This is a genomic window from Lysinibacillus sp. 54212 (assembly GCF_036662795.1).
Taxonomy (GTDB): domain Bacteria; phylum Bacillota; class Bacilli; order Bacillales_A; family Planococcaceae; genus Lysinibacillus_B.
Genome location: NZ_JBAFWZ010000009.1, coordinates 119,789 through 145,457, shown reverse-complemented (window position 1 = coordinate 145,457; position 25,669 = coordinate 119,789). Strand labels below are relative to the sequence as shown.

At 41.7% G+C, this 25,669-nt stretch carries 23 protein-coding genes, 1 pseudogene and 2 riboswitches; of the genes and pseudogenes, 8 read left to right on the top strand and 16 right to left on the bottom strand.

Annotated features, from left to right (window positions below):
• The coding region (locus V4T18_RS08675; RefSeq protein WP_332648719.1) for a hypothetical protein at nt 1-206 on the top strand (206 nt) is incomplete at its 5' end.
• A gap of 84 nt (nt 207-290) precedes the next feature.
• Here V4T18_RS08675 and V4T18_RS08670 read toward each other — a convergent pair.
• The gene (locus V4T18_RS08670; protein ID WP_332648717.1) at nt 291-1,670 is read right to left on the bottom strand and encodes a hypothetical protein; all 1,380 of its coding nucleotides are present in this window, start codon (nt 1,668-1,670) and stop codon (nt 291-293) included.
• 234 nt (nt 1,671-1,904) lie between these two features.
• Here V4T18_RS08670 and V4T18_RS08665 point away from each other — a divergent pair, with 234 nt between their 5' ends.
• Together V4T18_RS08665 and V4T18_RS08660 are read left to right on the top strand one after the other, a co-directional pair.
• Nucleotides 1,905-2,576 (top strand): Crp/Fnr family transcriptional regulator, encoded by a 672-nt coding sequence (locus tag V4T18_RS08665; RefSeq protein WP_332648715.1) that lies wholly within the window; start codon nt 1,905-1,907, stop codon nt 2,574-2,576.
• A gap of 70 nt (nt 2,577-2,646) precedes the next feature.
• Complete coding sequence (locus tag V4T18_RS08660) at nt 2,647-3,138, top strand: OsmC family protein (RefSeq protein WP_332648713.1); 492 nt, start codon at nt 2,647-2,649, stop codon at nt 3,136-3,138.
• 43 nt (nt 3,139-3,181) lie between these two features.
• Here V4T18_RS08660 and V4T18_RS08655 read toward each other — a convergent pair whose 3' ends face one another.
• The 15 genes and pseudogenes from V4T18_RS08655 to V4T18_RS08585 form a co-directional block, all read right to left on the bottom strand.
• On the bottom strand, nt 3,182-4,234 hold the full coding sequence (locus tag V4T18_RS08655) for a YkvI family membrane protein (protein ID WP_332648711.1): 1,053 nt from the start codon (nt 4,232-4,234) through the stop codon (nt 3,182-3,184).
• Nucleotides 4,235-4,458: 224 nt separating this feature from the next.
• The gene (locus V4T18_RS08650; protein ID WP_332648709.1) at nt 4,459-5,517 is read right to left on the bottom strand and encodes a YkvI family membrane protein; all 1,059 of its coding nucleotides are present in this window, start codon (nt 5,515-5,517) and stop codon (nt 4,459-4,461) included.
• A 536-nt stretch (nt 5,518-6,053) separates the two neighbouring features.
• Entirely contained in the window at nt 6,054-7,160 is a 1,107-nt protein-coding gene (menC, locus tag V4T18_RS08645) for an o-succinylbenzoate synthase (protein WP_332648707.1), read from the bottom strand.
• Nucleotides 7,147-7,968: a GNAT family N-acetyltransferase gene (locus tag V4T18_RS08640; RefSeq protein WP_332648705.1), complete on the bottom strand. Its 822-nt coding sequence runs from the start codon at nt 7,966-7,968 to the stop codon at nt 7,147-7,149. Before V4T18_RS08640 ends, menC begins: the two co-directional genes overlap by 14 nt.
• A complete protein-coding gene (locus V4T18_RS08635) occupies nt 7,965-9,101 on the bottom strand; it encodes an amidohydrolase (protein WP_332648703.1) in 1,137 nt (378 codons plus the stop codon). The genes V4T18_RS08640 and V4T18_RS08635 overlap by 4 nt, the downstream gene beginning before the upstream one ends.
• Nucleotides 9,098-9,958: a MurR/RpiR family transcriptional regulator gene (locus V4T18_RS08630; protein ID WP_332648701.1), complete on the bottom strand. Its 861-nt coding sequence runs from the start codon at nt 9,956-9,958 to the stop codon at nt 9,098-9,100. The genes V4T18_RS08635 and V4T18_RS08630 overlap by 4 nt, the downstream gene beginning before the upstream one ends.
• 215 nt (nt 9,959-10,173) lie before the next feature.
• Nucleotides 10,174-10,638 (bottom strand): SsrA-binding protein SmpB, encoded by a 465-nt coding sequence (smpB, locus tag V4T18_RS08625; protein WP_332648697.1) that lies wholly within the window; start codon nt 10,636-10,638, stop codon nt 10,174-10,176.
• Between the two features lie 650 nt (nt 10,639-11,288).
• A complete protein-coding gene (rnr, locus tag V4T18_RS08620; protein WP_332648695.1) occupies nt 11,289-13,700 on the bottom strand; it encodes a ribonuclease R in 2,412 nt (803 codons plus the stop codon).
• Nucleotides 13,701-13,741: 41 nt separating this feature from the next.
• Complete coding sequence (locus V4T18_RS08615) at nt 13,742-14,488, bottom strand: alpha/beta hydrolase (RefSeq protein ID WP_332648692.1); 747 nt, start codon at nt 14,486-14,488, stop codon at nt 13,742-13,744.
• Nucleotides 14,489-15,046: 558 nt separating this feature from the next.
• The gene (secG, locus tag V4T18_RS08610) at nt 15,047-15,274 is read right to left on the bottom strand and encodes a preprotein translocase subunit SecG (RefSeq protein ID WP_332648690.1); all 228 of its coding nucleotides are present in this window, start codon (nt 15,272-15,274) and stop codon (nt 15,047-15,049) included.
• 113 nt (nt 15,275-15,387) lie between these two features.
• Nucleotides 15,388-16,707 (bottom strand): hemolysin family protein, encoded by a 1,320-nt coding sequence (locus V4T18_RS08605; RefSeq protein ID WP_332648688.1) that lies wholly within the window; start codon nt 16,705-16,707, stop codon nt 15,388-15,390.
• Nucleotides 16,708-16,961: 254 nt separating this feature from the next.
• Nucleotides 16,962-17,429, bottom strand: a complete 468-nt coding sequence (gene ribH, locus V4T18_RS08600) for a 6,7-dimethyl-8-ribityllumazine synthase (protein WP_332648686.1) — start codon at nt 17,427-17,429, stop codon at nt 16,962-16,964.
• A 212-nt stretch (nt 17,430-17,641) separates the two neighbouring features.
• Nucleotides 17,642-18,256, bottom strand: a pseudogene (gene ribB, locus V4T18_RS08595) (3,4-dihydroxy-2-butanone-4-phosphate synthase); the annotation flags it as partial.
• A gap of 23 nt (nt 18,257-18,279) precedes the next feature.
• A complete protein-coding gene (gene ribE / locus V4T18_RS08590) occupies nt 18,280-18,918 on the bottom strand; it encodes a riboflavin synthase (RefSeq protein WP_332648684.1) in 639 nt (212 codons plus the stop codon).
• 128 nt (nt 18,919-19,046) lie between these two features.
• Nucleotides 19,047-19,180, bottom strand: a riboswitch (FMN riboswitch).
• Between the two features lie 281 nt (nt 19,181-19,461).
• Nucleotides 19,462-19,595: riboswitch (FMN riboswitch) on the bottom strand.
• Nucleotides 19,596-19,665: 70 nt separating this feature from the next.
• Nucleotides 19,666-21,054 carry a DHA2 family efflux MFS transporter permease subunit gene (locus tag V4T18_RS08585; RefSeq protein ID WP_332648683.1) on the bottom strand — a complete coding sequence of 463 codons (1,389 nt, stop codon included), beginning with the start codon at nt 21,052-21,054 and terminating at the stop codon, nt 19,666-19,668.
• 141 nt (nt 21,055-21,195) lie between these two features.
• Here V4T18_RS08585 and V4T18_RS08580 point away from each other — a divergent pair, with 141 nt between their 5' ends.
• From V4T18_RS08580 to V4T18_RS08560, 5 genes are all read left to right on the top strand, one after another.
• Entirely contained in the window at nt 21,196-21,891 is a 696-nt protein-coding gene (locus V4T18_RS08580) for a response regulator transcription factor (protein WP_332648681.1), read from the top strand.
• Nucleotides 21,881-23,239 carry a sensor histidine kinase gene (locus V4T18_RS08575; RefSeq protein ID WP_332648679.1) on the top strand — a complete coding sequence of 453 codons (1,359 nt, stop codon included), beginning with the start codon at nt 21,881-21,883 and terminating at the stop codon, nt 23,237-23,239. The genes V4T18_RS08580 and V4T18_RS08575 overlap by 11 nt, the downstream gene beginning before the upstream one ends.
• A complete protein-coding gene (locus tag V4T18_RS08570; RefSeq protein ID WP_332648678.1) occupies nt 23,229-23,867 on the top strand; it encodes a PepSY domain-containing protein in 639 nt (212 codons plus the stop codon). Before V4T18_RS08575 ends, V4T18_RS08570 begins: the two co-directional genes overlap by 11 nt.
• Nucleotides 23,868-23,957: 90 nt before the next feature.
• On the top strand, nt 23,958-24,755 hold the full coding sequence (locus V4T18_RS08565) for a PepSY domain-containing protein (protein ID WP_332648677.1): 798 nt from the start codon (nt 23,958-23,960) through the stop codon (nt 24,753-24,755).
• 608 nt (nt 24,756-25,363) lie between these two features.
• Complete coding sequence (locus V4T18_RS08560; RefSeq protein WP_332648675.1) at nt 25,364-25,666, top strand: DUF4212 domain-containing protein; 303 nt, start codon at nt 25,364-25,366, stop codon at nt 25,664-25,666.
• Nucleotides 25,667-25,669: the final 3 nt, after the last annotated feature.

Sequence of the window (25,669 nt, the reverse complement as noted above, 5' to 3'; positions counted from 1 at the left end):
CTTTCGTAGATGCATTGAGACAATGGCCATTGACACTCAAGCATCATACTAAAGGGCTTTTTTTATTTCAAGTCCCCGAAAATCCTTATAACAGGAATGCTTATTTAAAAATAAGTAGTATATGGATTCCGACAAATAGCACGAATCGAGTTATAAAAATTATTGTAAAATTTTATGCCCTTAATTTTCAACTCGAGGATTTATAATTTTGCAGCTCAATCCTAAGAGCAATCAAAAACCCACACAATAAAAAAAGCCGCCACATTTTTCTCATGGCGACTCCCCACTATTTAAAAGCTCCGCAGCTCTTCCTCCGATAAATTAACATAGCCCATATAATATAACTTTACGCCCTCGTCAGTCACCTTCACAACGGCATAGCTTGGAATGCCCTCCTTAATAAAGGGCTGTGTTTTTTCTGGCCATTCGGAAACCGATGTAGTTTTATACGTTTCAGGATTAAAATCGTAGTCATTCGTGCTGATGGTATATTCCATCACGCTTATAAAATGATCCTGGAATGTCACGAGGTACAAATCCTCCTCAAAACGCTTAGCTGCTCCCACATCACGAATAATAGTATCACTGTAGAATTCACTAATCGGCAGATAAAATACCCCCTCCTCATAACGGAGCATATCCATTACGTCCAGGTCTTCCTGAGGCGGCAAATTCATTGCTGCCCGGTCTAGCTCGATATCAAATAACTCTTTCATTTTTTGGACTACTTGTGATTCCGTAATACTTGGAATTTGGTTTTCTAGTTGTCCATCGTAGGTTAATTTTCCGCGCAGGATTAGATGCACGATCGTTCGTTCGTACGTTTCCCGATCTCGTTTATCCATCTTGCGGTAATCTGAATGCTCGCCCATCGCCTTTTCAATTTTGGCAAATACGTCATCTGGTGCATCTTCACCATCCGCTAAAATTGCATGGGAGTCTTTTGTTAATGCTGAGAAAACTCCACCAATATGCTCCGCAATATTGGACATATCAACAGCTAAGCCCTCATCGCCTTTTACAATATGGAATTCTTCACCCTGGAATTCTTTCATTTCTCCCTCGAATTGAGCTAAATCAACGTCCACACCATCAATCCTATGCAGTGTGCCACCACTTATGGATGCTTCTAATACAACCTCCCAGCCCTCATCCCGGTAAGCATAATAGGTTGTTGTTTCGTTATTTTTTCCTTGCACATGATTTTTCAAAAAAATATCTCCATGGGTTGTTTTCACAAAAGCTAGGCTAGTATCGCTTGAGTCGTGACGAATCACTTCATTATGGAGCAACTCAGCCTCAGCCTGCTGTTCGTTCGCCGCCCAGATTTCAACAATATAGCCATCCTGATTTCGATGCGTTAACTCTTCGTCAAAATTTGCACCGCTGTTCAATACTACATACAGCTCATCCTGACCGTCCTCATTTAAATCGATTAAGTCAGCATAGACTAGGCCAAACTCGTAAGTAATATTCACCGGATCCTTTCGCATGATACCATAATCCACAGCCACTCTTTCAAGTACAGCACTCAATTGTCGATTTCTTTTTTGCTCTGCTTCGTATACAACAGATTGATCCTCTTCTTTGTCCTTCCGTGGTTCTGTTACCTCTTTATCGGTGCAGCTGGCTAAGAAAATGATTCCAGCCGCTAAAAATAGTCTTTTCATAACAATTCACCCCTAGGACTATTATATTCAACGTTATTTCGAGTCACTAATTAAATAAAGAAAAATTACATAGACACTAACCGATACACCTCCATCCCTTTTATTACCCTTTTTAAAGCAGACGCTGTACAATACATTACACTGTCGTTATCAAAAGAAGGTCCACTCCTCTAGTAAAAAACTGGCTATTTCACAGAGGCTTACGTAAAGAATCCCACAAAGGAGCGAAAATCCATGTCGAATAATTCGTATTTATATCCATCAAATATCGTGAGTCTATTTCCACCAACTCAAATCGAAAAGTGGAAGGCACAAAAGAGTATTACTACTTTTAAAAAAGGTGATTTCATTCTTATGCCTGGGCAATTATCCGATTCAGTGTATTTAATTCTTGAAGGTCATGCTCGAATATTTCATGTTCATTTGGAGGGCAAGGAGTGTGTGCTAGGAATATTATCTCAGGGTGATTTTATTGATTTGCTAAAAATTTTTTCGGATAGGGAAAGCCAGCTATTTGCGAAGGCTTTAACTGAAGCAAAGGTCATCGTTCTGAATAAAGATGAAGTTAAAAAAGAAATTCAACAAAACCCAGAGCTATTAATGACGTTGCTGTATTATTTCTCCAATAGACTGCAGGAAACGGTTGAGATCCTTGAACAGGTTGCTTATGGAAAAGTGGAGGAACGGCTTTTATTCCTATTAAACAAGTTAGCGAATAAGGAAGGGGAGGATCAAGAGTGGTTCCCTTTACCGGAATTTCTTACACATAGTAATCTTGCCGGCATGATTGCTTCCACTCGAGAAACCGTTACATTCATACTGAACAAGTTCATACAAACTGGTACAGTGAAACAAGAGGATCAACGTATTTGGATAAAAAATGATCAAAAAATTGAACATATGTAAGGAGCCTTACATACAGCCTGCTTTACCCTAATGTAATATCAATGTGACATAACATTGAGGAGGAGCTAGTATGAATAATATTTCACTAGAAGCAGCTGGACAAACAGCACAAGCAATTCAAAATAATCCAGAGTTAAAAATTAAAGATTGGAGTGCCCGTATTCAGTGGAAAACAGGCGTTCAAAATCTAGTATCCATTCGCGAGTTCGATTCATTTCTAATGGATGAGCCTGTAACACTTGGTGGTACGGATAAAGCGCCTAATCCTGTGGAATATCTTATCGGTGCAGCAGGAAGTTGCTTTGCTATCACTTTTGAAGTAATGGCGAGTCAAAAGGGCATCCGATTAGAAAGCGTAGATGTTGTAATTCAGGCTGACTTAAATGCAGCGGTATTTCTTGGCTTAGAAGAGGGAGATGGAGGCATTTTAAATCCTGTTATCAGATTAACGGTAAATGGGGACGCTTCACAGGAAGAGTTAACAAGTATTGCTCAAGCGGCACTATTAAAATCGCCTGTATTAAATAGTTTAAATAAAGAAATCCGTTTAGAAATTCTATAGGGGATAGAGAATACCAGACAAGGATCTGGTATTCTTTTTTGCTTCAAGAGGCCACCTTACGATTCCTCATCCACGAAAAGAGCACAGCCAGGATCAGGATAAAGCCGAGATAGCCCATCGTGGAGTACAGCTTGCCGACTAACGTTGTAAAGCCGACTAAGCTGATTGCAAAGCCAGCTAGTCCAATAAGCATCACGGCGGGCTTGAACAGCTTTCGATGGGGGGATAGTAGTCTGATTGTGAATACATAGAACATTCCAACTGCTGTGCTGTACATCATACCTAACAGCAGAAGGGACATAAGGAAGCCGACGACCGGGTGTATTCTCTCCGCCAATTCTAATGTCGGCATATCAACACCTGCAACGACGTCCATTTTTGCAAACAGGGCTCCGTTAATGAGCAGGATTAAAAAGCCGACCATCACGCCACCGAGTATGCCGCCACGCCCTGCAATTTTTCGATTTCGTTCCTTCCCGCCCATCACAATAAGCATTGCTGCACCAGAGGCAATATTATATGAAACATACAGGATGGTCCCCATAATCCAGCCTGATGCTGCAGACGGTTGGTTTTGAGCCATGGCATCTAATTCACCAATCGAGTAATCCATCGTAAAGAGAGAATAGATTAATATAATAAAAATAATGCCCATTAGGTACGGTGTGAGTGCCGCTACGATTTTTATAATATTGTCAGCTTTTAAGAGTAGGGTGACGATCGTGGCTGTTGCCATTAAGATGCTGCCGATTCCTGGATTTATGCCGTACATTTGCTGAAAGGTCGAGCCTGAGCCTGCAAACATTACAACGGCAATAGCGAATAGGATAACCGTAATCACGATGTCCAGCACAGCACCGATGTATCGTCCTCCGATGTAATAGATGCCTTCCTTGTGTGAGGTCGTTTGGAGGTCAGACCCGATTTGCGCTAGGATCATCCCTAAAAAGGCAAAGATTACGGTCGCCACAACGGCACCCACCATCCCCATCCTTCCAAAGCTCGTAAAATACTGCATGATTTCTTGTCCAGATGCAAAGCCAGCGCCGACAATCAGCCCAACAAAAGCCCCTGCAATTCCAAAACTTTTTTTCATCGGACAACCCTCTTTCCCAACAATAAACATTAGGACAGTTTATGCTTTGTCCGATAGGGGCATGAATGTAAGAAAAGCGGAAGCGCCCTGTTTACCCCCGACAGCTGCTTGTAACCCCGAATCGAAAGCATCATTTCAGCTTTCGACCGAGGGGCTGGGCGCTGGAGCTAGACAATGCTAAAAAAAGGGCATTTGGAACACGCTCATTCCAAATACCTTCAATACTATTGGTCTATTTCTTTTTTATCCTTACGAATCCATGCAATGATCACTGCAACGATTAATGCAAAGCCTAGATAGCCCATTGTTGAGTATACTTTTCCAACTAGCGTTGTGAAGCCTACTAAGCTAGCACCAAAGCCAGCTAGCCCTACGATAACAATTGTCGGCTTGAATACTTTATGGTCTGGTGCCACAAAGCGTACTGTAAATGCATAGAACATCCCTACTGCTGTGTTATACATCATTCCAAGCAGGGCAACCGCCATTAGCATACCGACTGCAGGGTGAATTCTATTTGCTAATTCAAGTGTTGGCATGTCTACACCCGAAACAACATCCATTTTTACAAACATTGTAATATTGATAAGAATGATTAAAGCCCCTAGCATAATACCACCGAAAATACCGCCCATGCCAGCTACTTTTCGATCAGTCACCGTGCCTCCCATGACAATTAGCATCGCTGCACCAGCTGCAAGATTATACGATACATAAAGCAATGCACCGATAAACCAGTTAGAGGCCGCCGCATTTTGCTGCCCAGCAAGCTCATTTGCCGCTGAGAACGAGATATCCATTGTAAATAGTGAGTAGATTAAAATAACAAAAATAATTGCCATTAAATACGGTGTAATGACCGCGATTAAATTAATAATGTTTTTCACATTTAAAAGCAGCGTGAAAATTGTTGCAGCCACCATAATAATACTACCAATCATCGGATCGATGCCGAACATTTGGTTGAATGTCGAGCCTGCCCCAGCAAACATCACAACAGCTACGCCGAATAGGAAGAATGTGATTAGGAAGTCTAGAATTACCCCTATGTAGCGACCACCAATATAGTAAATTACCCCTTTATGTGAGGTTGTTTGTAGCTTTGAACCAAGCTGTGCTAGCGTCATGCCTAGGAAAGCGAAGGCAAACGTGGCGATCACTCCACCGACAATCCCCCATACGCCAAAGCTTGTAAAGTATTGCATAATTTCTTGCCCAGAAGCAAAGCCAGCACCAACAATCAGCCCAACAAAAGCTCCCCCAATTTGTAAACTCTTCTTCATATATCCACCTACTATTTTTCTATTAAATTTTTATAAGATTCTGAAAATAACGTACATAACGTGTCCCTAAGCACCGTATATTCGATGCTTAAGGATATTGAATTTTTACTATGAGTGAATCGTTGATTTCCGTTCTAGGCGGACGCTTTCCGCGGGCATTTACCCACTATTTTCGCGTCTGCCAATACAATCAACGAAGATGCTTATAAAGTTATAATGAATTTAGATTCCATTACATTTTTGGATATTCTAAGTAATAATAAAGAAACTACTAAGATCATTTAACAGCATACATTTTCTTAGTACGACCGTTACCTGTAGCGAGGCACGAGACTCCAGCGGGAAAGCGGAGTGATGAGACCCCGCAGGAGCCTAAAGGGAACAAAGGCTAAGAACGCCACATCCTGTGGCAACGCCTTCGTGACCAACATCATGTTGGCCCGAGGAGGCTCAGCGCTTCGCCCGCGGAAAGCGAGTGCCAGAGCGAAAGGTAACGGTCACTTCATTAGATAGAATAAAAACTTGTTCATTTCAACTTATTTATAACTCTTCTTCTCCACCGTATACGATTCGACCTTTTCTACGTTTACCTTATAGCCGATTCCTGCCTCTTGTGGAACCGTGATATAGCCGTTTTCTGCCACAACCTCAGGCTCGATAATATCCTTCTCCCAATAGCGATTTGAGCTTGCTGTATCACCAGGAAGGATAAAGTTCGATAGCGTCGTTAGCGCCACATTATGTGCGCGTCCAATGCCGGACTCAAGCATGCCGCCACACCATACAGGCACCCCTTTAGACTCGCAATAATCGTGGATTTTCTTCGCCTCTGTTAGGCCACCTACTCGACCGATTTTAATGTTAATAATTTTCGTTGCGCCGATTTCAATTGCCTTACGTGCATCCTCTAAAGAATGAATACTTTCATCTAAACAAATTGGCGTTTCCATTTGTCTTTGTAATGTGGCATGGTCGATAATATCATCCGATGCAAGCGGCTGCTCCACCATCGTTAAGTTGAATTGATCTAATTGCTTTAACAGCTCAGCATTCTCTAAGCGATATGCCGAGTTCGCATCTGCCATAATTGCAACATCCGGGAATTTTTCGCGGAGCGTGCGCATGACGTCCACATCCCAGCCTGGCTTGATTTTCACTTTAATTCGTTTATAGCCTTCATTTACATATTCATCGACAAGTGCAACTAAGTCATCGATTGATTTTTGAATGCCAATACTAATGCCAACCTCGATTTTATCCTTAGTACCGCCAAGTGCAGCTGCTAGCGATTGATTTGTTTGCTGTGCGTAAATATCCCAAATGGCACCTTCGATTGTCGATTTCGCCATATTGTTTTTACGGATCGGTTCAAAAATTTCATTTACTTCGTCCGGATGCCCAATGTCTCGATTTAAAATAAGTGGAATTAAATAATCCTCAAGCATGTGCCAGTTTGTTTTTAGCGTTTCCTCATTGTACCAAGGAGAGTGGAACGCGACGGATTCACCCCAGCCGATTGTGCCGCTTTCGTCCTTTGCCTCTAATAATAAAAAGTCCTTATATGTAAATGTGCCAAAGCTCGTCGTGAATGGCGCCTTTAGCTTCATTTGTAGGTGACGAATCGTAATTTCAGTAATTTTCATGTTGTTGTCCTCCTAGTGCTAATGTTTCTTTTTTTACAAAGAGATAGTCGTTCATTCTTTCCCCAACAGCGATTCGAACAGCTATGTATCCTTGAGCGAAAAGTGCTGTAAATGCTTCTCGTGTGAGTAGTCGCCAATGCATAGCATGCTCTGCACTCGTTCCCTTTAAGCTTTGAAAGTCTTTTGGAACCGGCAGTGAATAAGAGGGTGCCGATAAATTTTCTAAGGCAGCCAGCTTTAGTGATGGTAGCTTGTCCCCATCCCAGCTCACCTCTGCAATCGGCTGTGGATTTTCGATAAGTGCCTCCTGCTGCTGCACGACATAGTCCGATGTTAAATGCCAGTGCACCTCAAAACGATCTGACGGTAGCCCTTTATTAAAGCCGTCCTGCATTTCGCCGTAGCAGTTTTCAACGTACGTATCACAGACACCGTTAAGCTTTGTTAAGTTTAAATAGCCGTTGCGCGTTTCGAGCGGGTCAAAGGTCCAGTGCATCGTATCGTAGCCCTTTCCGATGGCTATTTCTCGCTGTGCAAGCTTTAGTCTCTCACCGATTCGCTGTGAACGGTATGTTTCGTCGATACCGAGCATATGGGAGCAAAGATAGCTTTTGCCGTTTTTAAATGCCGCAAAACCATAGCTAAAGCCAACTAGTTTTTGACCATCATAGGCACCAACTACAATGCCACCATTTTTGACAGCTGTTAATGTTTGATGCGTTGGGAGTGGCTGTATGCCCCATACTCGCGCCTCTAGCTCCTGCACCTGCTCCATTTCCTGTATTGTCATTAGTTCCTTTATAATCATGCTCTTTCGCTTCCTTCTAATCTCTTGTATGCTAGCCTGATTGCATTTGTAATAATCTGTGCTCCAACAGGCAGTTGTTCCTGGTTAAATGTCATTTGTGGATGATGTAGGCCTGGTGTAACGCCGCAGCCGAGTCCGAGCATCGTTGTTTTTAAATGTGGCTTATTATACGCATAAAAGTGGAAGTCCTCTCCACCTGGTGTGACAACAGCCGGAGCACAATGCGCTTCACCAACCGTTTCGATGATCGCCTGTCTCATTATTTCCTGCGCATCGCTATCTACCCTCGCAGCAGCAATATGTGCTTCAACCTTTGTTTCAATGCTAGCTCCGTACAATGTACTAACAGCCTCTACTGCCTTATGGAATCCTGCTGTGATTCTATCCATCGTGGCATTCTTTTGCGCCCTTGCATCAATGCTAAAGGTTGCAGCACCTGGAATAATATTTGTCGATGTGCCACCCGCTTGAATTTGCGTCATTTTAATAGAGGCAGATTCATTTGGGCTAATCCAAATTCGCTTTAGTGCATCAATAAGTGCGGCCGCAACTTCAATGGCATTAATGCCCTGCTCTGGTCGTGCACCGTGCGCCTCGACGCCAGTAATCGTGCCGGTAATAAGCTTAGCGGCTCCGTGATAAAGTGCCGGGGCATGATGACCGTCCTGCAATTCAACAAGCGGACGTACATGTGTACCAAATAAATAGATGAGCGGATCGATGACACCCTTTTCAAGCATTGCCTTCGCGCCGCATGCCTTTTCCTCTGCTGGCTGGAAAATGATACGAACAGCGCCGGGTAGGTCCATTTCTTTTAAGAGCAGCACAGCCCCGATGGCCATTGTCATATGCCCGTCATGTCCGCATGAATGATTCGCTTGAAACGTCCCGTCTACCTCCTGCCATAGTGCATCGATATCCGTTCGGAAGCCTACTTTCGGTTCCCCCCCGCCGATATCAACGTACAGGCCAGTCATATCCTCAAAGGTGATTGGGTGAAGTCCCACCTCACGCAATAGCTCCGCAATATATTTTGTTGTTTCCACTTCCTGCAGGCTGATTTCAGGATGCTTATGTAAATAATCAAACTCCCTTTGAAGGCGGGCCTGTAATCCGTCGTTCATATTACTCATCTCCATCTATTTGCAATAAAGCTATTTTGAAAATCATCAAATTTTACACGTTGTTCATTATAATAGTCAGCATCATGTGCGATCATGCCAACGACTAACGTATTCATAAACGTCAAGAGCGCTGGCATTATGTCGATTGTTGAGAGCTCCGTTTGCTCAAGCACAAAGCATGAGTCAGTATACTGATGTAGTGGGGCTACGTTGGAATCTGTTATACCAATGACCTTCGCGCCTCGTGCTACCAGCTCCTGTGCTAATTCTAGCGGCTCATTAAAATAACGATGTAAGGAAACGATGATAACGAGTGAGGATCTGTCTATTTCCTGCAACGTACGAATTAGAGCGCTCGTCTCCATTTCGATTAACTCTACATTCGGTCTTAGCATATTGAGCGTAAATTGAAGCCACTGTGCGGCAAATTGTGATGCACCAGCACCGACTATGTAGATTTTTCGAGCATCATGTAGTGCTTGGGTTGTTTCTTTAAATAGAGTCTCATCTAATTGTTGTGCAATTCTGACAATTTTAGCGCTAGTTTGGCGCATCACCTTTTCGCAAAGCGCCCCCTCATTAAAAAGCGCCTCCTTCGATGAAACATAATTGCCTAACGTGCTATTCCTATGATCCTCGACTAAAAATTTCGTGACTTCCTTTTGCAGCTGTGCAAAGCCCGACAGCCCAATTCCATAACAAAATCGAATAACCGTTGTTTCGCTTGTACCTGCTAGCCCGCCAACCTCTGCAGCTGAGTGAGTGCTAATGTATGCAGGATTTCGTAGAATCACATGCGCTACCTTTTGCTGTGATTTTGATAGCTGATGAAAATGCCTTTCAATTTGTTCTTTAATCGGCAGCAAAAGAAGTCACTCCTTTATTTTTCGTGTTTTTGAAGTCTACACTTCATTTCAATACAGAGTAATTTATCACGAATCCTAACTAACTGCAATAAGTTTTCTGAAATTTCTTAATAACCAATCTTTTTACTTTTATTGGAACAGCGTAATAAAACGGTTTCAAAACGAAAAAAGCACAAATGAGAGAGAGAATTCACTCATCTGTGCTTTGGGATTTTTTATCGATTACGGTCTTTAAATACGCGTTCCATTTCACGCTTCGCTTCTTTTTTACGCATATCGTTGCGCTTATCATAATCCTTTTTCCCTTTTGCAATGCCGATTAAAAGCTTCGCATAGCCGTCTTTAATATACATTTTTAGCGGCACAATTGTGTAGCCATCACGTTTCACAGCCCCCACCAATTCACCAATTTGCTTTTTATGTAATAACAGCTTACGGTCACGTAAAGGGTCATGGTTGAAGCGATTACCTTGATCAAAAGGCGATATATGCATATTACAAATCCAAGCTTCACCGCTACGAACTCGTACATATGATTCCTTTAGTTGCACTTTACTCGCACGAACTGATTTAATTTCAGTGCCTGTCAAAACCATGCCGGCTTCAATTGTTTCTTCGATAAAATAATCATGGCTTGCTTTTTTATTTTGCGCTAATACCTTACCTTGTCCTTTAGCCATTTTCAACAACTCCCTGTCTGGCTTATTAACATTATTATAGCGGAAAAAGTAGCTAGAGAATATTATTCTCTAGCTTTTTTTGTTATTTAATAAAATACTTTGTTCATCTCAAGTTACTTGGGCCACCACCGTAAATTGGAGTTGATTTCCGTTGCGCCAGCGTGCTTTCCTGGGGGCGTCCGATGAGCCTCCTCACTACGTTGCGGGGTCTCATCCCTGACGCTAATCTCCAAGGAGTCACGCTGGCTCCACTTCAATCAACAAACGCTTAATAATATCTTCAACATGTTGATTGACATATTTGCAATTTCTAGCACATGTAACGTAGAGCGGCGACTCCAGCGGGAATAGCAAGTTACTACCTGTGACGAAAGTAAAGCGGCAGTCACATGAGCTGAAGGCCCCGCAGGAAATTTATTTGCGACGAAAGCGAAGCGTCAGCCGCACGGAGGTACGATAAAAGAGCGAAGGCTAAGATCGTCACTTCCTGTGACAATTTATCTGCGCGAAAGCAAAGCGACAGCAGCAACGCCTTCGTGACCAACATCGTGTTGGCCCGAGGAGACTGAAGCCATGCCCTGGATGCGCGTCCGCTCGGAGTGTAGTGTGCGGTACATATATTGCAATACCGACTTACGGTGATGATCAAGTTATTTTCTCTTTTTCTTCTTTTTACCCTTTTTCGCTACGCCTTCGTAGAATTTTGGCTTTTCTTTGCCGTCTTTGCGTCGGCCTCGTGGGTCTCGCTCGCTGCTGCCACCTTTGCTCGTTTTGTCACTGCGTTTTTCACTACGACGATCTTTATCACCCTTCGATCGAGAATCGCGGCGTTCACCCGTGCGCTCGCTTCGGCGTTTTTCGCTACGACCAGCTACGATTACTTTCGGCGCGACTTTTCGTGGACGGCTGCCGAATGATTCGATCATGCCTACAATTTCAAAGTCAATAGAAGATTCCTCAATCACAACATTCGCTACACGAACCTTCACTTCATCTCCAATACGGAATTGGCGACCTGTGCGCTCACCAACCATCACCATCATACGCTCCTCAAAGCGGTAATAGTCATCGGTCATATTGCTAATATGCACTAAGCCCTCGACCGTATTTGGTAGCTCAACGAAAATCCCGAAGTTTGTAATGGAAGATACCATTCCCTCGAATTCTTCACCGATTTTATCAGACATAAATTGTGCCTTTTTCATTGCATCCGTATCACGCTCAGCATCAACTGCACGACGCTCACGTTCTGACGTATGCTCCCCGATTTCATCCATTACCGAGCTCCATTGCACAACCGTTTCCTTCGATGTATCGCCATTAATTAAATACGTACGAATTAATCGGTGCACAATTAAATCCGGATAACGACGAATTGGTGATGTAAAGTGTGTGTAGAAGTCTGTCGATAAACCGAAGTGCCCTAAGGATTCTGGATAATATTTCGCCTGCTGCAGAGAACGAAGCAGCATCGTCGAAATAACTGGCTCCTCTGGTAAGCCTTCAATCGAGCGAATAATTTCCTGCAGCGCCTTTGGATGAACAGAATTCCCTGTTCCTTTAATGACAAGACCGAAGTTCGTTACAAACTCGAAGAAGCGTTGTAATTTTTCCGGCTTTGGATCCTCGTGAATTCGGTATAGGAACGGCAGCTCCATCCAGTGGAAATGCTCTGCCACCGTTTCATTCGCTGCAAGCATGAATTCCTCGATTAAGCGCTCTGCTACTGTACGCTCACGAAGTACGATATCTGTTGGCCAGCCATCTTCATTTACTAAAACTTTTGATTCTTTAAAGTCAAAATCAACTGCTCCGCGCGCCATTCGTTTATTGCGTAGGACCCCAGCAAGCTCCGCCATGTTGTGGAACATTGGCACAAGCTCCTTATAGCGCTCCATTAGCTCTGGATTTTCATCCGGCTGCTCTAAAATTTTATACACATCCGAATACGTCATACGCTCCGTTGTATTGATGACACTTTGGAAAATTTCATGGCTCACCACTTGCCCAGCGCCATCAATCACCATTTCACAGGAAAGCGTTAATCGGTCAACCTGTGGATTTAACGAACAAATACCATTCGATAGGCGATGTGGAATCATCGGAATTACACGGTCTGTTAAATACACCGATGTAGCACGATCATATGCCTCTGTATCGAGCACCGAACCTTGTGTTACGTAATAACTAACGTCCGCAATATGAACGCCAAGTCGATATGTGCCATCCCCATTTTTCGTCACTGTAACCGCATCGTCTAGATCCTTTGCATCGGCGCCGTCAATCGTTACAATTGTTTCATTTCGTAAATCACGACGACCGATTATATCCTCTTCAGAAATCGAATCTGGTACCTCGCCTGCAGCATCAACAACCTCCTGCGGGAATTCAGGTGGAATTTCGTATTTATAAAGGACAGATAAAATATCCACACCTGGATCATTTTTATGCCCTAAAATTTTTGTAATCATGCCCGTTGCTGACTTAATATCGTCAGGCCAGTTTGTAATCTCGACGACAACTTTATGCCCATCGACAGCGCCAAGTGTATCTTCCTTCGCAACGAAAATGTCCATGCTCATCTTTTTATCATCCGGTACGACAAAGCCAAAGCCACGGTTCGCTTGGAATGTCCCGACAAATGACGTCTTGCCTCGCTCCACAACTTTAGTAATTGTTCCTTCTCGGCGATCGCCAGATGTTTCTTTTAGAACTCGAATTAATACTGTATCGCCATTGATTGCCCCGTTGATTTCATGCGGCGGGATGAAAATATCATCCATGCCCTCTTCTTCAGGTGCTACAAAGCCAAAGCCCTTCGCATGCCCGATAAAGCGACCGCGCAGTAAGTTCATACGCTCTGGTAAGCCGTATCGATTGGAGCGCGAACGTACAATCAGTCCTTGCGCCTCCATTTTTACAAGTGTTTTGACTAGCTCTTTAAATTCCTCCGCATCCTCTAGTCCGAAAACCTCTTCGATTTCAGCAACTGTAAGCGGCTTATAATCTTCTTCCTTCATAAACGCTAAAATGCGTTGTTGTAATTCATTTTTTGGTGCCATTGTTGTCCCTCCTCTAAGTAGGCTGTATCTATGTCAACAATTTAGACCGTCCAATCAAGCTTTTCTAAAAACTCGTAGATGTCCTCATGTAGTTGATCCTTTTCTTTATCAAGTGTAATAACATGACCTGAATGCTCGTACCACTTAATTCTTTTGTGAATAGATTCTGCTTCTTCGTAAATAATATGTGCAGATTGTGGATTAATAATGTTATCATGTGTCGCCTGCACAACAAAGAGTGGTGCATAAATCATATCAACCTCTTGTCGAACAGAGGCCACAAGCTGCTGTAAATCAGGCAAGGACGCCATTCCCTGCTGTCGAATCGCATCAAGTTCTATTTCGATTCTCTCAGCACTTTTTCCTTCTTGCTTTTTGTACTCTTTAGCATATTGCAGCACACCCTTAAACATAATGTCGGTCCTTCTCATCGTCATTGGTGCACACATTGTAATAATGCCTTTGAGTGGCTTATTTAATCCAAGCTTTAACGAAAACACACCGCCAAGCGACAAGCCCGCTACAGCAATTTCCTCATAGCCAGCCCGCTGCAATTCGTCATAACCGTCCAGTGCATTTTGCCACCATTCATCCGGATGAGAAACGATCAGCTCCTCCGGTGGAACGCCATGTCCTTTATAATGAGGTGCGAGTGATGTGTAGCCTTTTTTCTCTAGGAATCGACCGAGCATGCGAACATCTGCTGAGCTACCCGTAAATCCGTGTAGCAATAATACAGCGCGCTTACCCGCCTGAAAGAAAAATGGCTGTGATTGTGCTTTTCTCATAGCAATCCCCCGTTATATCTAAGTTACCCTCATCTTACTATAACAATCGGTAAAAATAACAATATGTAGAATCAATGTGACTTATTATTTGAGGTGTAGTTTCTATTATCGACATGAATGTTTTTATTATCAGGATGAAAGTTTCTATTAATTCGCCCAAACTTTCTATTAACCAGCTCAAACTTTCTATTATCGACAGGAAAGTTTCTATTATCTCATTGAAACCTTCTATTATTTAGAAAAATTGGGGCTTTTGCTGGAACTTTCTATTATTGACAGGAAAGTTTCTATTAATACACCTAAACTTTCTATTATCGACATGAAAGTTTCTATTATCTCATTAAAACCTTCTATTATTTAGAAAAATCGGGGCTTTTGCCGGAACTTTCTATTATTGACAGGAAAGTTTCTATTAATTCACCCAAACTTTCTATTATCGACAAGAAAGTTTCTATTATCTCCCCGAACTAGTCTATTATCTAATCTAAATGACTTCTCAATAGTTCCCTTAACAAAGAAAAAGCCCAACCAGATTTGGTTAGGCGGTCATTTCTATGTTTAAAATTTCGTAATCGCTAAGGCTAAAATAAAGAATAGTACAGATAAAATAATTGTAATACGGTGTAAAACTAAGTCCATACCACGTGCTTTTTGTTTACCAAAAAGTTGTTCTGCTCCACCAGAGATGGCCCCTGATAAACCAGCGCTTTTACCTGATTGTAATAAAACAATAACGATTAAAGCTAAAGCTACGATAATTAGTAACGTCATTAATAACGTATGCAAAACGTCCACCTCTTTCATTTGAAAACATTACAACAACGTATAGTATACCAAAAATAGGGTAGCATGACAATGTTGAAATCTAGCGATATTGTGTGAACGCCCAAATCGGTATTTTATAGCGCCTCGTTCTCCACTATTTTCCTCACCTCAATATAATAAAGCTGCATGCCGTCCTTCTCGTGAATCGAAAAGCGGTAGCCATCGTAATCTATAAAGCGATTCGTATCAAGCTCCATATCATTCGTGAAATACCAGCCTCCGATTGTATCGATGTCTGGATGCTCTTCATTTAGCGTCAGCCCAAGTAACGCGTCAATATCCTGAATCAGGCTTTTCGAATAAATAAGATAATGCCCTTCGCCAAGCTTACGAATCGGTGGCTCCTCATCCTCATCAAACTCATCACGAATTTCTCCGACGAGCACCTCTAAAATATCCTCCGCTGTTACGAGCCCGCTTGTTCCACCGTATTCATCTAGCAAAATAGCCATATGCGTACGTTCCTTCTGCATTTTTTGTAGAAGATTTTGGATCGGTGTGGATTCAATCGTTTTAATGACAGGATTCATAAAATCTGTTAGTCTAAACGCTTCCTCTGAAATTTGTTCTCGCAAGCCGAGTGTTAGAAAATCCTTAATATTAAGGAAGCCAATAATGGTATCGCGATCGCCTTCAAAAATTGGGTACCGTGTATAACGCTCCTCTGATATTTGCGTTAACACTTCAGTAATAGACGCATTAATTTCAAAGCCGATGATTTCTGTTCGGGGCACCATAATTTCGCGCGCGATTTTATCATCAAATTTAAAAACATTGTTTACATAATGAAGCTCGTTTTTATTAATTTCACCAGATTTAAAGCTTTCGGCAAGCAAGAGGCGTAACTCCTCCTCGGAATGAGATACTTCACGCTCACTAGCAGGCTTCATGCCAAAAATACCGACTAGTACACGAGCAGAGCCATTTAGGAACCAAATAAAGGGATAAAGGATTTTATAAAATAATTGAATTGGCTTTGAAAAGGCAAGGGTAACTTCTTCTGCCTTTTGAATCGCAATTGTTTTTGGTGCGAGCTCTCCAACGACCACGTGAAGAAAGGTTGCAATAGCAAATGCTGCGCCAATAGTGAAAATATGTATATAGTCTTTGCTAAGTCCAATGATTTCGAATAAAGGATGCAATATAAATTCAAATGTCGTCTCCCCGACCATCCCAATTCCAAGTGCCGTAACAGTAATTCCTAACTGACAGGCTGATAAATATTCATCTAAGTGTGTTGTCACTCTTTTCGCAGCGATTGCGTTATGATTCCCCTCTGCAATGAGCTGCTCAATACGAGACGCGCGTACCTTAACAATCGCAAATTCCGTGGCGACAAAAAACGCGGTCAATGCAAGTAGCACAACAAAAATCGTAAGTTTCAATACGGTCAATCAATCGTCTTACTTCAATAAAGTAAGACTTCACCTCCTACTAGAAAGTAGTCACTAAGCTTATGTTGTTCCTGATGAATAATCTCCCGTTGCAAGGCTATTATTTTACTTATTTTTACTATAGCGTGAAATGACCTTGCTTTACAACTTTTTGGAAGCGTTTTATTCTAAAAACACAAATAGGTTAAACTAGCGAGCCTATCCTCCAAGATGAAAAAAATCGAGCGAAGATTAATCGCCCGATTCCCAACTCTTTACTCAAATATACGGCTTAAATTAGCCATTTCAATAGCAGAAACAGCGGAATCATAGCCTTTGTTTCCTGCCTTTGTTCCTGCTCGTTCAATTGCCTGCTCGATTGTCTCTGTTGTGACAATACCGAAAATAACCGGAACACCTGTTGTTAGACCAACACTTGCAATCCCCTTTGCCGTCTCGTTACATACATAATCATAATGTGTTGTTGAACCGCGAATAACCGTTCCTAAGCCAATGATTGCGTCGTATTTCTTTGCTTCCGCCATTTTTTTTGCAATAAATGGCACTTCAAAGGCACCGGGTACCCATGCAATATCAATATTTCCCTCCGCTACGCCGTGACGCTTTAAGCCATCTATTGCCCCACTTAATAGTTTGCTCGTAATGAATTCATTGAATCTCCCTACTGCAATGCCGATTTTTAAATCCGTGCCTATTAATTGTGCTTCAAATATTTGTCCCATCGTTTTCTCTCCTACTGTTTATTTTTGTAGTGCTAGTACAAAGTCAATTCCATTAATCATGTTTTCATCATCAAATACGAACCCTACAAAGATTTAAAATCGATTATTCGTATCGTTACGCTACAGGCGGACGCGTTCCGCGGGCAAGCACCGAGCCGCCTTCCGCTCCACTAAAATGTTCGTGATTCCGCTTAGGAAAACTACTTATGAAATTGAATAAGTTGTATCTTGTCATTCCGATATCGAACTAAATCAGCAATTGTAATCATCTTTAATCCGTGCACCTTTGCAATTTCAACGAGCTGAGGCACTCTCGCCATTGTCCCGTCATCATTCATAATTTCACAAATAACACCCGCTGGACTAGAACCAGAAAGTACCGCTAAATCAACTGCAGCCTCTGTATGCCCCTGCCGCTCTAGAACCCCATTGTCTTTTGCAATGAGTGGGAATACATGACCTGGTCTACGAAAATCTGAGCTTACAACATTCGGGTCTAGTAAACGTAGAATCGTTTCAGAGCGCTCGAATGCACTAATGCCTGTATCCGTCGTTTTATAATCAATGCTTACTGTAAATGCTGTCTCATGATTATCTGTGTTTTGCGCCACCATTGGATGTAAGGACAGATGCTGAGCCAATTCCTTTGTAATCGGTGTGCAAATTAACCCACGCCCATGTATCGCCATAAAATTAATGTTCTCCGGCGTAGCATGTTGAGCTAAGACAACAAAGTCCCCTTCATTTTCTCGGTCCTCGTCATCAACTACGATTATCACTTTTCCTGCCTTCAAATTCTCGATTGCTTCTTCTATCCTATGAAACATCTTATACCCCACCTTAGATCCTGTTAAAATCCGTTTTCTTTTAGAAAATCCATTGTAATCGTCGGCATACTCGCTCGTTGCTCTAAATGATGAATCACATACTTACCTAATAAATCATTTTCGATGTTTACAAGTTGCCCCTCATTTTTAATGCCGAGTACTGTTTCACTATACGTATGTGGAATGAGTGAGACCGTCAGCTTTGTCGGACTAATATCAAAAATCGTCAAGCTTATTCCATCGATTGTGACGGAGCCTTTTTTTATGCAATATTTGCTCAGCTCCTCACCTATGCTAATGTCGATATAAACAGCATTGGCGACCTTTCTTTTTCGCAAAATCGTGCCGACACTGTCCACATGCCCCGATACAAAATGGCCACCAAAGCGTCCATTCGCTGCCATCGCTCGCTCCAAATTAACAGCATCACCAATCTGTAATTCCCTGATGCTCGTTGATTTTACGGTTTCTGGCATAACATCTACTAGAAAATGATCCTTAGAAAAATTTGTCACTGTTAAACAGACTCCATTCACTGCAATGCTGTCACCAAGATGAATATCCTCGAGAGTTATTTTCGATTCGATTGTGAGCCGCATGCTGTCCTGTCCATTCTGAATAACCTTAATTTTTCCTAATTCCTCCACAATACCTGTGAACATACCCTCACCTCCATTTCCTTGATATAGATAAGAAAAACCCCTTAGTACGATCACTAAGGGGCTAGAGAATTTTAATAAAATGGCGTTACGAAATAAGCCTTTTCAACATAAATTTTCAAAGACTTTACCATTTCCTTCTCCCATCCAGACTATACTGTCGGCTTTGGATTCGCACCAAATCCTGCCTTTTACGGCTCGCGGGCTTAGAATAGTAGCATTCATCACCGCCGATTGGGAATTTCACCCGACCCCGAAGGAAAACAATATTAAGTTAATGAATAAGAAAAGCGGAAGCGCCCTGCTTAGCCCCGACAGCTGCTTGCAGCCCCGAATCGAAAGCATCCCTTCAGCTTTCGACCGAGGGGATGAAGCGACCTCGAGGGGCTGGGCGCTGGAGCTAGACACTGCTCAAATTCCAAGAATTTATCCTTTCTTTTACAACAAAGAAACCCCAGCAGATAAGATCTACCGGGGTTTATAAGTATACGAGTATAGCAAAAAAGCCTTTGAAAAATAATTTTTCAAAAGAATCCTATTACTAATCGCATCCTTCTCTCATCCAGACTATACTGTCGGCTTTGGATTCGCACCAAATCCTGCCTTTTACGGCTCGCGGGCTTAGAATAGTAGCATTCATCACCGCCGATTGGGAATTTCACCCGACCCCGAAGGATTTATTCATCTTGCACTCGATTATAGCACGAAAATACAAAATGAAAAGTAATATTATAGACTGTTCTTTTCTAATTACTCTTCCCTCACATTTTTAATAAAGAACGATAACAAGAATGCGATTGCTGCAATTATTAGTCCGAACGTAATTGAATTTTGTACACCGTGTACCATTCCATGGAGTGAATCCGTACTAGAGCTTGCATTCGCGGTAATCGACATAATCGTTACTGCAACTGCTGTTCCGATCGCTCCAGCTACTTGCTGTAACGTATTCATAATCGCTGAGCCATCTGGATAGAGCTCTCTTGGAAGTTGGTTTAATCCGTTCGTTTGTGCAGGCATCATCACGAGTGAAAGACCGACAAACAAAAGAATATGCATTCCCACAATTAAATACGGAGAAGTTGCCTCATCGATGCCGCGCAGCACAAGTAAACTAATAAGCACCATCACTAGTCCACCAGGCACCATTTTTGTCGGGCCATATTTATCAAAAAGATTGCCTGCCACAACCGACATAAATGCATTGATGACACCACCTGGTAGCAGCACAAGACCTGCCACGACCGGCGCTAATAATAATACCTTTTGCAAGTAAATTGGTAAGAGCACCATCGTCGATAGGATTGTCATCATACCAATTAATAAAATCACAAGTGCAATCGCGTACATCGGATACTGAAATACACGTAGGTTGAGCATCGGTGTATCCATTTTCATTTGGCGGATACCGAAAAGCACGAGTGCTACCGCCCCTACAAGAACGACAACGATTACTTCCGTCACGAAAAACGTCCCGAGCTCCCCGGAAATACTAAAGCCATAAACAATACCACCAAACCCGATTGTGGACAGCAGCATTGAAAGCACATCAAATTTCACTTTTTGCACGTCATTCACATTGCCGACAAATCGAAGCCCTACAAGTAAAGCAATGATTAAAAACGGTAAGCAGAGCCAGAAAATCCAATGCCAGCTGAGACGATCTAGCACAACCCCTGCCAATGTAGGTCCGATTGCAGGTGCAAATATAATAACGAGACCAATTTTCCCCATCGCTGCACCGCGCTTATTAATAGGATAGACGAGCAATATAACATTCATCATCAGCGGAATAATAATCGCCGCACCGATCGCTTGCACAATTCGACCAAGGAATAATATCGAAAAGATTGGTGCTATTGCAGCAATTATAGTACCACTAATTGAAAAGAGTAAGGACGCGATAAAAAGCTGTCTCGTCGTAAAGCGCTGCATTAAAAAGGCGGAGACAGGCACTAATATGCCTAACGTTAATAGGTAGCCAGTCGTAAGCCATTGAATCGTAGAGGTTTCTTTCCCAAAATCGTTCCCCAATTGAACAAACGCCATATTGAGCGCCGTTTCATTTAATAGCCCAATAAAGGCCGCCATTAAAAAGGGAATAATAATTTTATTCTTGTTTTCATATAAACTGTTCATTGTACTTCCTTTCTACCGCCAAAAAGGCTTATCACACAACGTTAACAAAATTCATTCCGTTTGCCTAGCATTCTTTTATCGACAGTTGCTTTTTCCTCTACAAATATTCTACGATAGAAGAAAAACTTGGATGGTGAGAATGTGACACACCGAATTTTAATTATAGAGGATGAGCCGCAAATCGCTCGAGTTCTTCAGCTAGAGCTTGAATTTGAAGGCTATGTGACGAAAATGGCCCATACTGGTACAGAAGGTTTAATCGCCTATCGTGAAGAGCAATGGGACTTAGTTTTGCTAGATATTATGCTACCCGAAATGAATGGACTTGAAGTGCTATCACGCATTCGGAAGGATGAGCGGATGACACCCGTCATATTATTAACAGCAAAGGACGATGTAAAGGATAAGGTTGCTGGACTTGATCTCGGTGCAAATGATTATATTACAAAACCATTTGAATTTGAGGAGCTGTTAGCAAGAATTCGAGTAGCACTTCGATTCTCTGTTAAAGTAACACCCGCCTCCTCAAATGAGCTAACATTTGCAGATGTTTCAGTTAATGGGGATACTCGTGAGGTAAAACGTGGCGATCATTATATTGAATTAACTCCTCGAGAGTATGATTTATTGCTGCATTTTATGAAACATCCACGAAATGTCCAATCTCGCGAGCAGCTATTAGATGCCGTATGGGGCTATGATTATTATGGAGATACGAATGTAGTAGATGTTTATATCCGTTATCTTCGTCAAAAAATTGATTCCGTTGGCACGCCGCTCCTTCATACTGTTCGGGGAGTTGGCTACGTATTGAAGGAGTCGAAAAATGAGACTTAAAACAAAAGTCAATCTTCTCTCTACTCTTTTGACATTGATTATTCTAGTTAGTAGCTATTCTGGTATTTATTTTTTATACAAGGATTTGGCATATGAAACTGAATATGCACAATTAATCAATCAGGGAGATGAGCTATTAGCTGCTGTAAGCGCTCTAGAAACGGATGAAGGCATCGTTACTCTTTTTCGAGCCTATATTCCGTCTGACGGGAGGCTTCGTGTAATGAATAATAGCTCAGATAAACCGTTGATCGACGTTCAAGCAACAGCTACTGCCGAAAAAATTCCTTATAAGGTAAGTAAGGGGGAAGCCTATACCGTATCGATGTGGAAGGACACACCCGTTATCGCTATGGGGTACCCGATTATTTGGCCTAATCATGACGTAGTAACGCTTGAGCTTATTCAGCCTCTACCCGATATCGCCAAAAATATCGAGCTTTTAAAATGGATTCTTATCGTGATGACGCTACTTGCAATGGCGCCTATTTATTTAGCAAGCTCGCTCCTCGTACGCTTAATTGTCGTACCGATTCAAAGCTTAACGAAAACGATGCAAAAAAACATCGAGGAGTCTAGCTTTGAAAGAATTGACCTACGAGGTGGCAACCGAGATGAAATTGCTGAAATGACCACAACCTATAATACGTTAATGTGTCAGCTCCAGGATAATCACGAAAAGCAGCAGCAGTTTATTGGAAATGCCTCTCATGAATTAAAAACACCTCTTACTGTAATTGAAAGCTATGCAAAGCTTTTAAAACGCCGTGGCTTTCAAAATGAGGCTGTTAATCTAGAGGCGCTAGGTGCGATTACAAAGGAAACTGAGAATATGAAGCGGATGATGGAGCAAATGCTACAGCTTGCGAAGGCTAGTGAGCATACAAAAATGGAATGGTCCTCTTTTTCCTTAAATGATTTACTAGCCGATATTGCACGTAGCATGCAGCAGGCGTATGGTGTAAAAATTATCATTTCCGATACCCCAGTAACGATTGTTTCGGATGAAGGGAAGCTAAAGCAATTACTATTTATTTTTTTAGATAACGCCCGAAAATATAGTGATTCTCCGATTGAGGTGCAACTCACTAGTGGTGATAAGGATCAAATTGCTATAACTGATTACGGAGTCGGTATTCCTGAAGAGGATTTACCTCTTTTATTTGAGCGCTTTTATCGTGTCAATAAAGATCGAAACCGAAAGACAGGTGGAACAGGGCTTGGACTATCTATCGCAAAACAGCTGGCTGATTTATTAGAGGCTGAGGTTACTTTTAACAGTAAGGTGGGCGAGGGAACAACGGTAACTATTACCTTACCAAAGCGGAGGAGAGGCAATGATCAATAAACGAAAAGTAATCTTATCCAGTATTGTGCTCCTTATATTCGTCTATTTTCTCATCCTTGCTATAGGAAATATTACAGCCGAGACGTCCTTAAATCAAAAGGAAATTGTTTCTCGTGTTGAATCACTTTATGGTGGCAAGGTCGAAGCAATTATAAAAAAAGGGGAAGCCTACGCTGTTACCTTTTCATCAGGAAAGGCTACGTATGAGGTAATGGTCGATGCCGCAAACGGTCGTTTTTCAGAGCTAGACCTTATTTATAAGAAACCCGATGCTGCTGTCAGTAATGAAGAGACACCAGTAAACGAGCCAAATAATGCACCATCTCAGCCGGATGATAAAGACAAGAACACTGAGACAGAACACCCAACAAGTCCAGCGAAGCCAAATCAAAATAAGACTGAAAAGCCTACTACTCCGCCACCTAGTCAAAAGCCCGTCACCTTAACAGAAGGGCAGATTATCACCATTGCTAAAAAGCAAATTCAAGGTGAAATAGAAGATATACAGTATTATAGTACATCTGATGGCGGCTATTATTTAGTAGAAATCGATGGCGAAGAAGAGGAGGCAGTACTACAAATTCATGCTGTCACAGGAAAAATACTTTCTGTTTCGTTTGATGATTAATTTTCTCATCAAATTCTAATGTTTCTCACAGATTGTTTTCATTTTCCTTTTTTATAATAAGAGTAACAACAACAAAGGAGAGAAAACGATATGAAAAAAATGTTTATTATTCCAACTGTATTTTTAGGTATTATCGGTGGTTACGCTATTGCACAAACTGAAATTTTTTCTTCTGCTGAAAAGTCTGCAGCTATTACAGCATCTGAGGCAAAAGCGAGTGCTCTAAAAGTATTCGAAGGTAAAATCGTTGAGTTTGAATATGATCATGATGACAAAATACCTCACTATGACTTTGAAATCGTAAGCAAAACAGAAAAAGCGGAGATCGAGGTAGATGCAATGACTGGGAAAGCTGTTATTACTGAGCGCGAAAAGATAAAAGAGGCAACTTCCCAAACTCAAGCTACAGGGGTAGTAGAAGATAAAGATGATGATAAGGGTAACTCTTCAAATGAACAACAGGCAGCTGCAGGTAACCAAGCTTCCACATCAACGAACCAAACCGCTGGCGGGCAATCGGCAACAGGTCAAGGGACTACCCAATCGAATGAGAATAAACCAAACGAGAATAAAAATACACAAACAACTCAGCAGCAATCAAAGCCAGCAACAGCTTCACTTCTAACAAAGGCACAGGCTATCGCAATTGCACAGCAACATGCAAGCGGCACCGTTACAAAGGCTAAGCTAGAAAGCGATGACGGCGTTAAAGTATACGAAATCGAAATCAAGAATGGCAATACAGAGTATGAATTCGATATCCATGCAACAACTGGCGCCATTTTAAGCTTCGAAAAAGATGTAGATGACGATTATGATGACGACGATCATGATGATGATGACCGCGATAACGATAACGACGATGATGACGATGATCATGATGACTAATTTATAAATGCTATCCAAAAAGTGTTCGAACACTTTTTGGATTTTTTTGTTTTCACTCTCATTCCCTTCGAACAAATGCCTTTTCTATTACTTTTCACTACCGCTATGTTATTAACACAAAAATAAATTCTCCATAATCAATAACATTTTTTCCTGTTAAATACTAATATTGCCGAAGTCTTAAACATAAAGTTAAAAAAATCGCAAAAACGCTTACAAAGGAGAGATTCACCATTATATACATCTTTCTATTAGTAACTGGTCTCTGTTTATTCTTTGCCCTGAAGCAGAAAAAATTCTCATTATTACTACTTCCTGTGTTCATTATGATTGCGTATTTTATCATCCAAATTATCCTTGTTCCTGCTCCAATACTAGACACAGTTAAATTTATTTTCAGCCTACAGTAGATTCATGAATGGAGGGGCATCTCATGGTACGGTGTACTGTTTCCACTCTAGCAATACGTTATCTTTGTCTTCCAGCGAGAAGCAAAGTTAACATAAATACCTTCAACCTACACGTAAAAAGGAGGATTAGCTCTCAAATAAATAGTAATTGTCTGTCCGAAAACCACAATTTTTAAACACTTAGATAGGGGTGAAAATGTGAAAAAAATTGATAAAAGTAAGGCCGATGCTTATTTTCGTGAAAAAAACACGTACATGATTCTTTACTTTATTGTTTGGGCAACTGTTTCATATGGTGTTGTATTTTTCGCAGAGTCTCTCAGTGATGTCTACATTAACGGATTCCCGTTCCATTACTTTATGGGAGCACAGGGGGCGTTAGCGGTATTTATTATTTTACTTTTTGTTAATGCCATCGTCGGGGACAAAATTGATAAAAAATACGGCATTGATGAAAAGAAAAATGAGGAAATTGGCGCGAGCAACAGCATAGATCACTAAAGA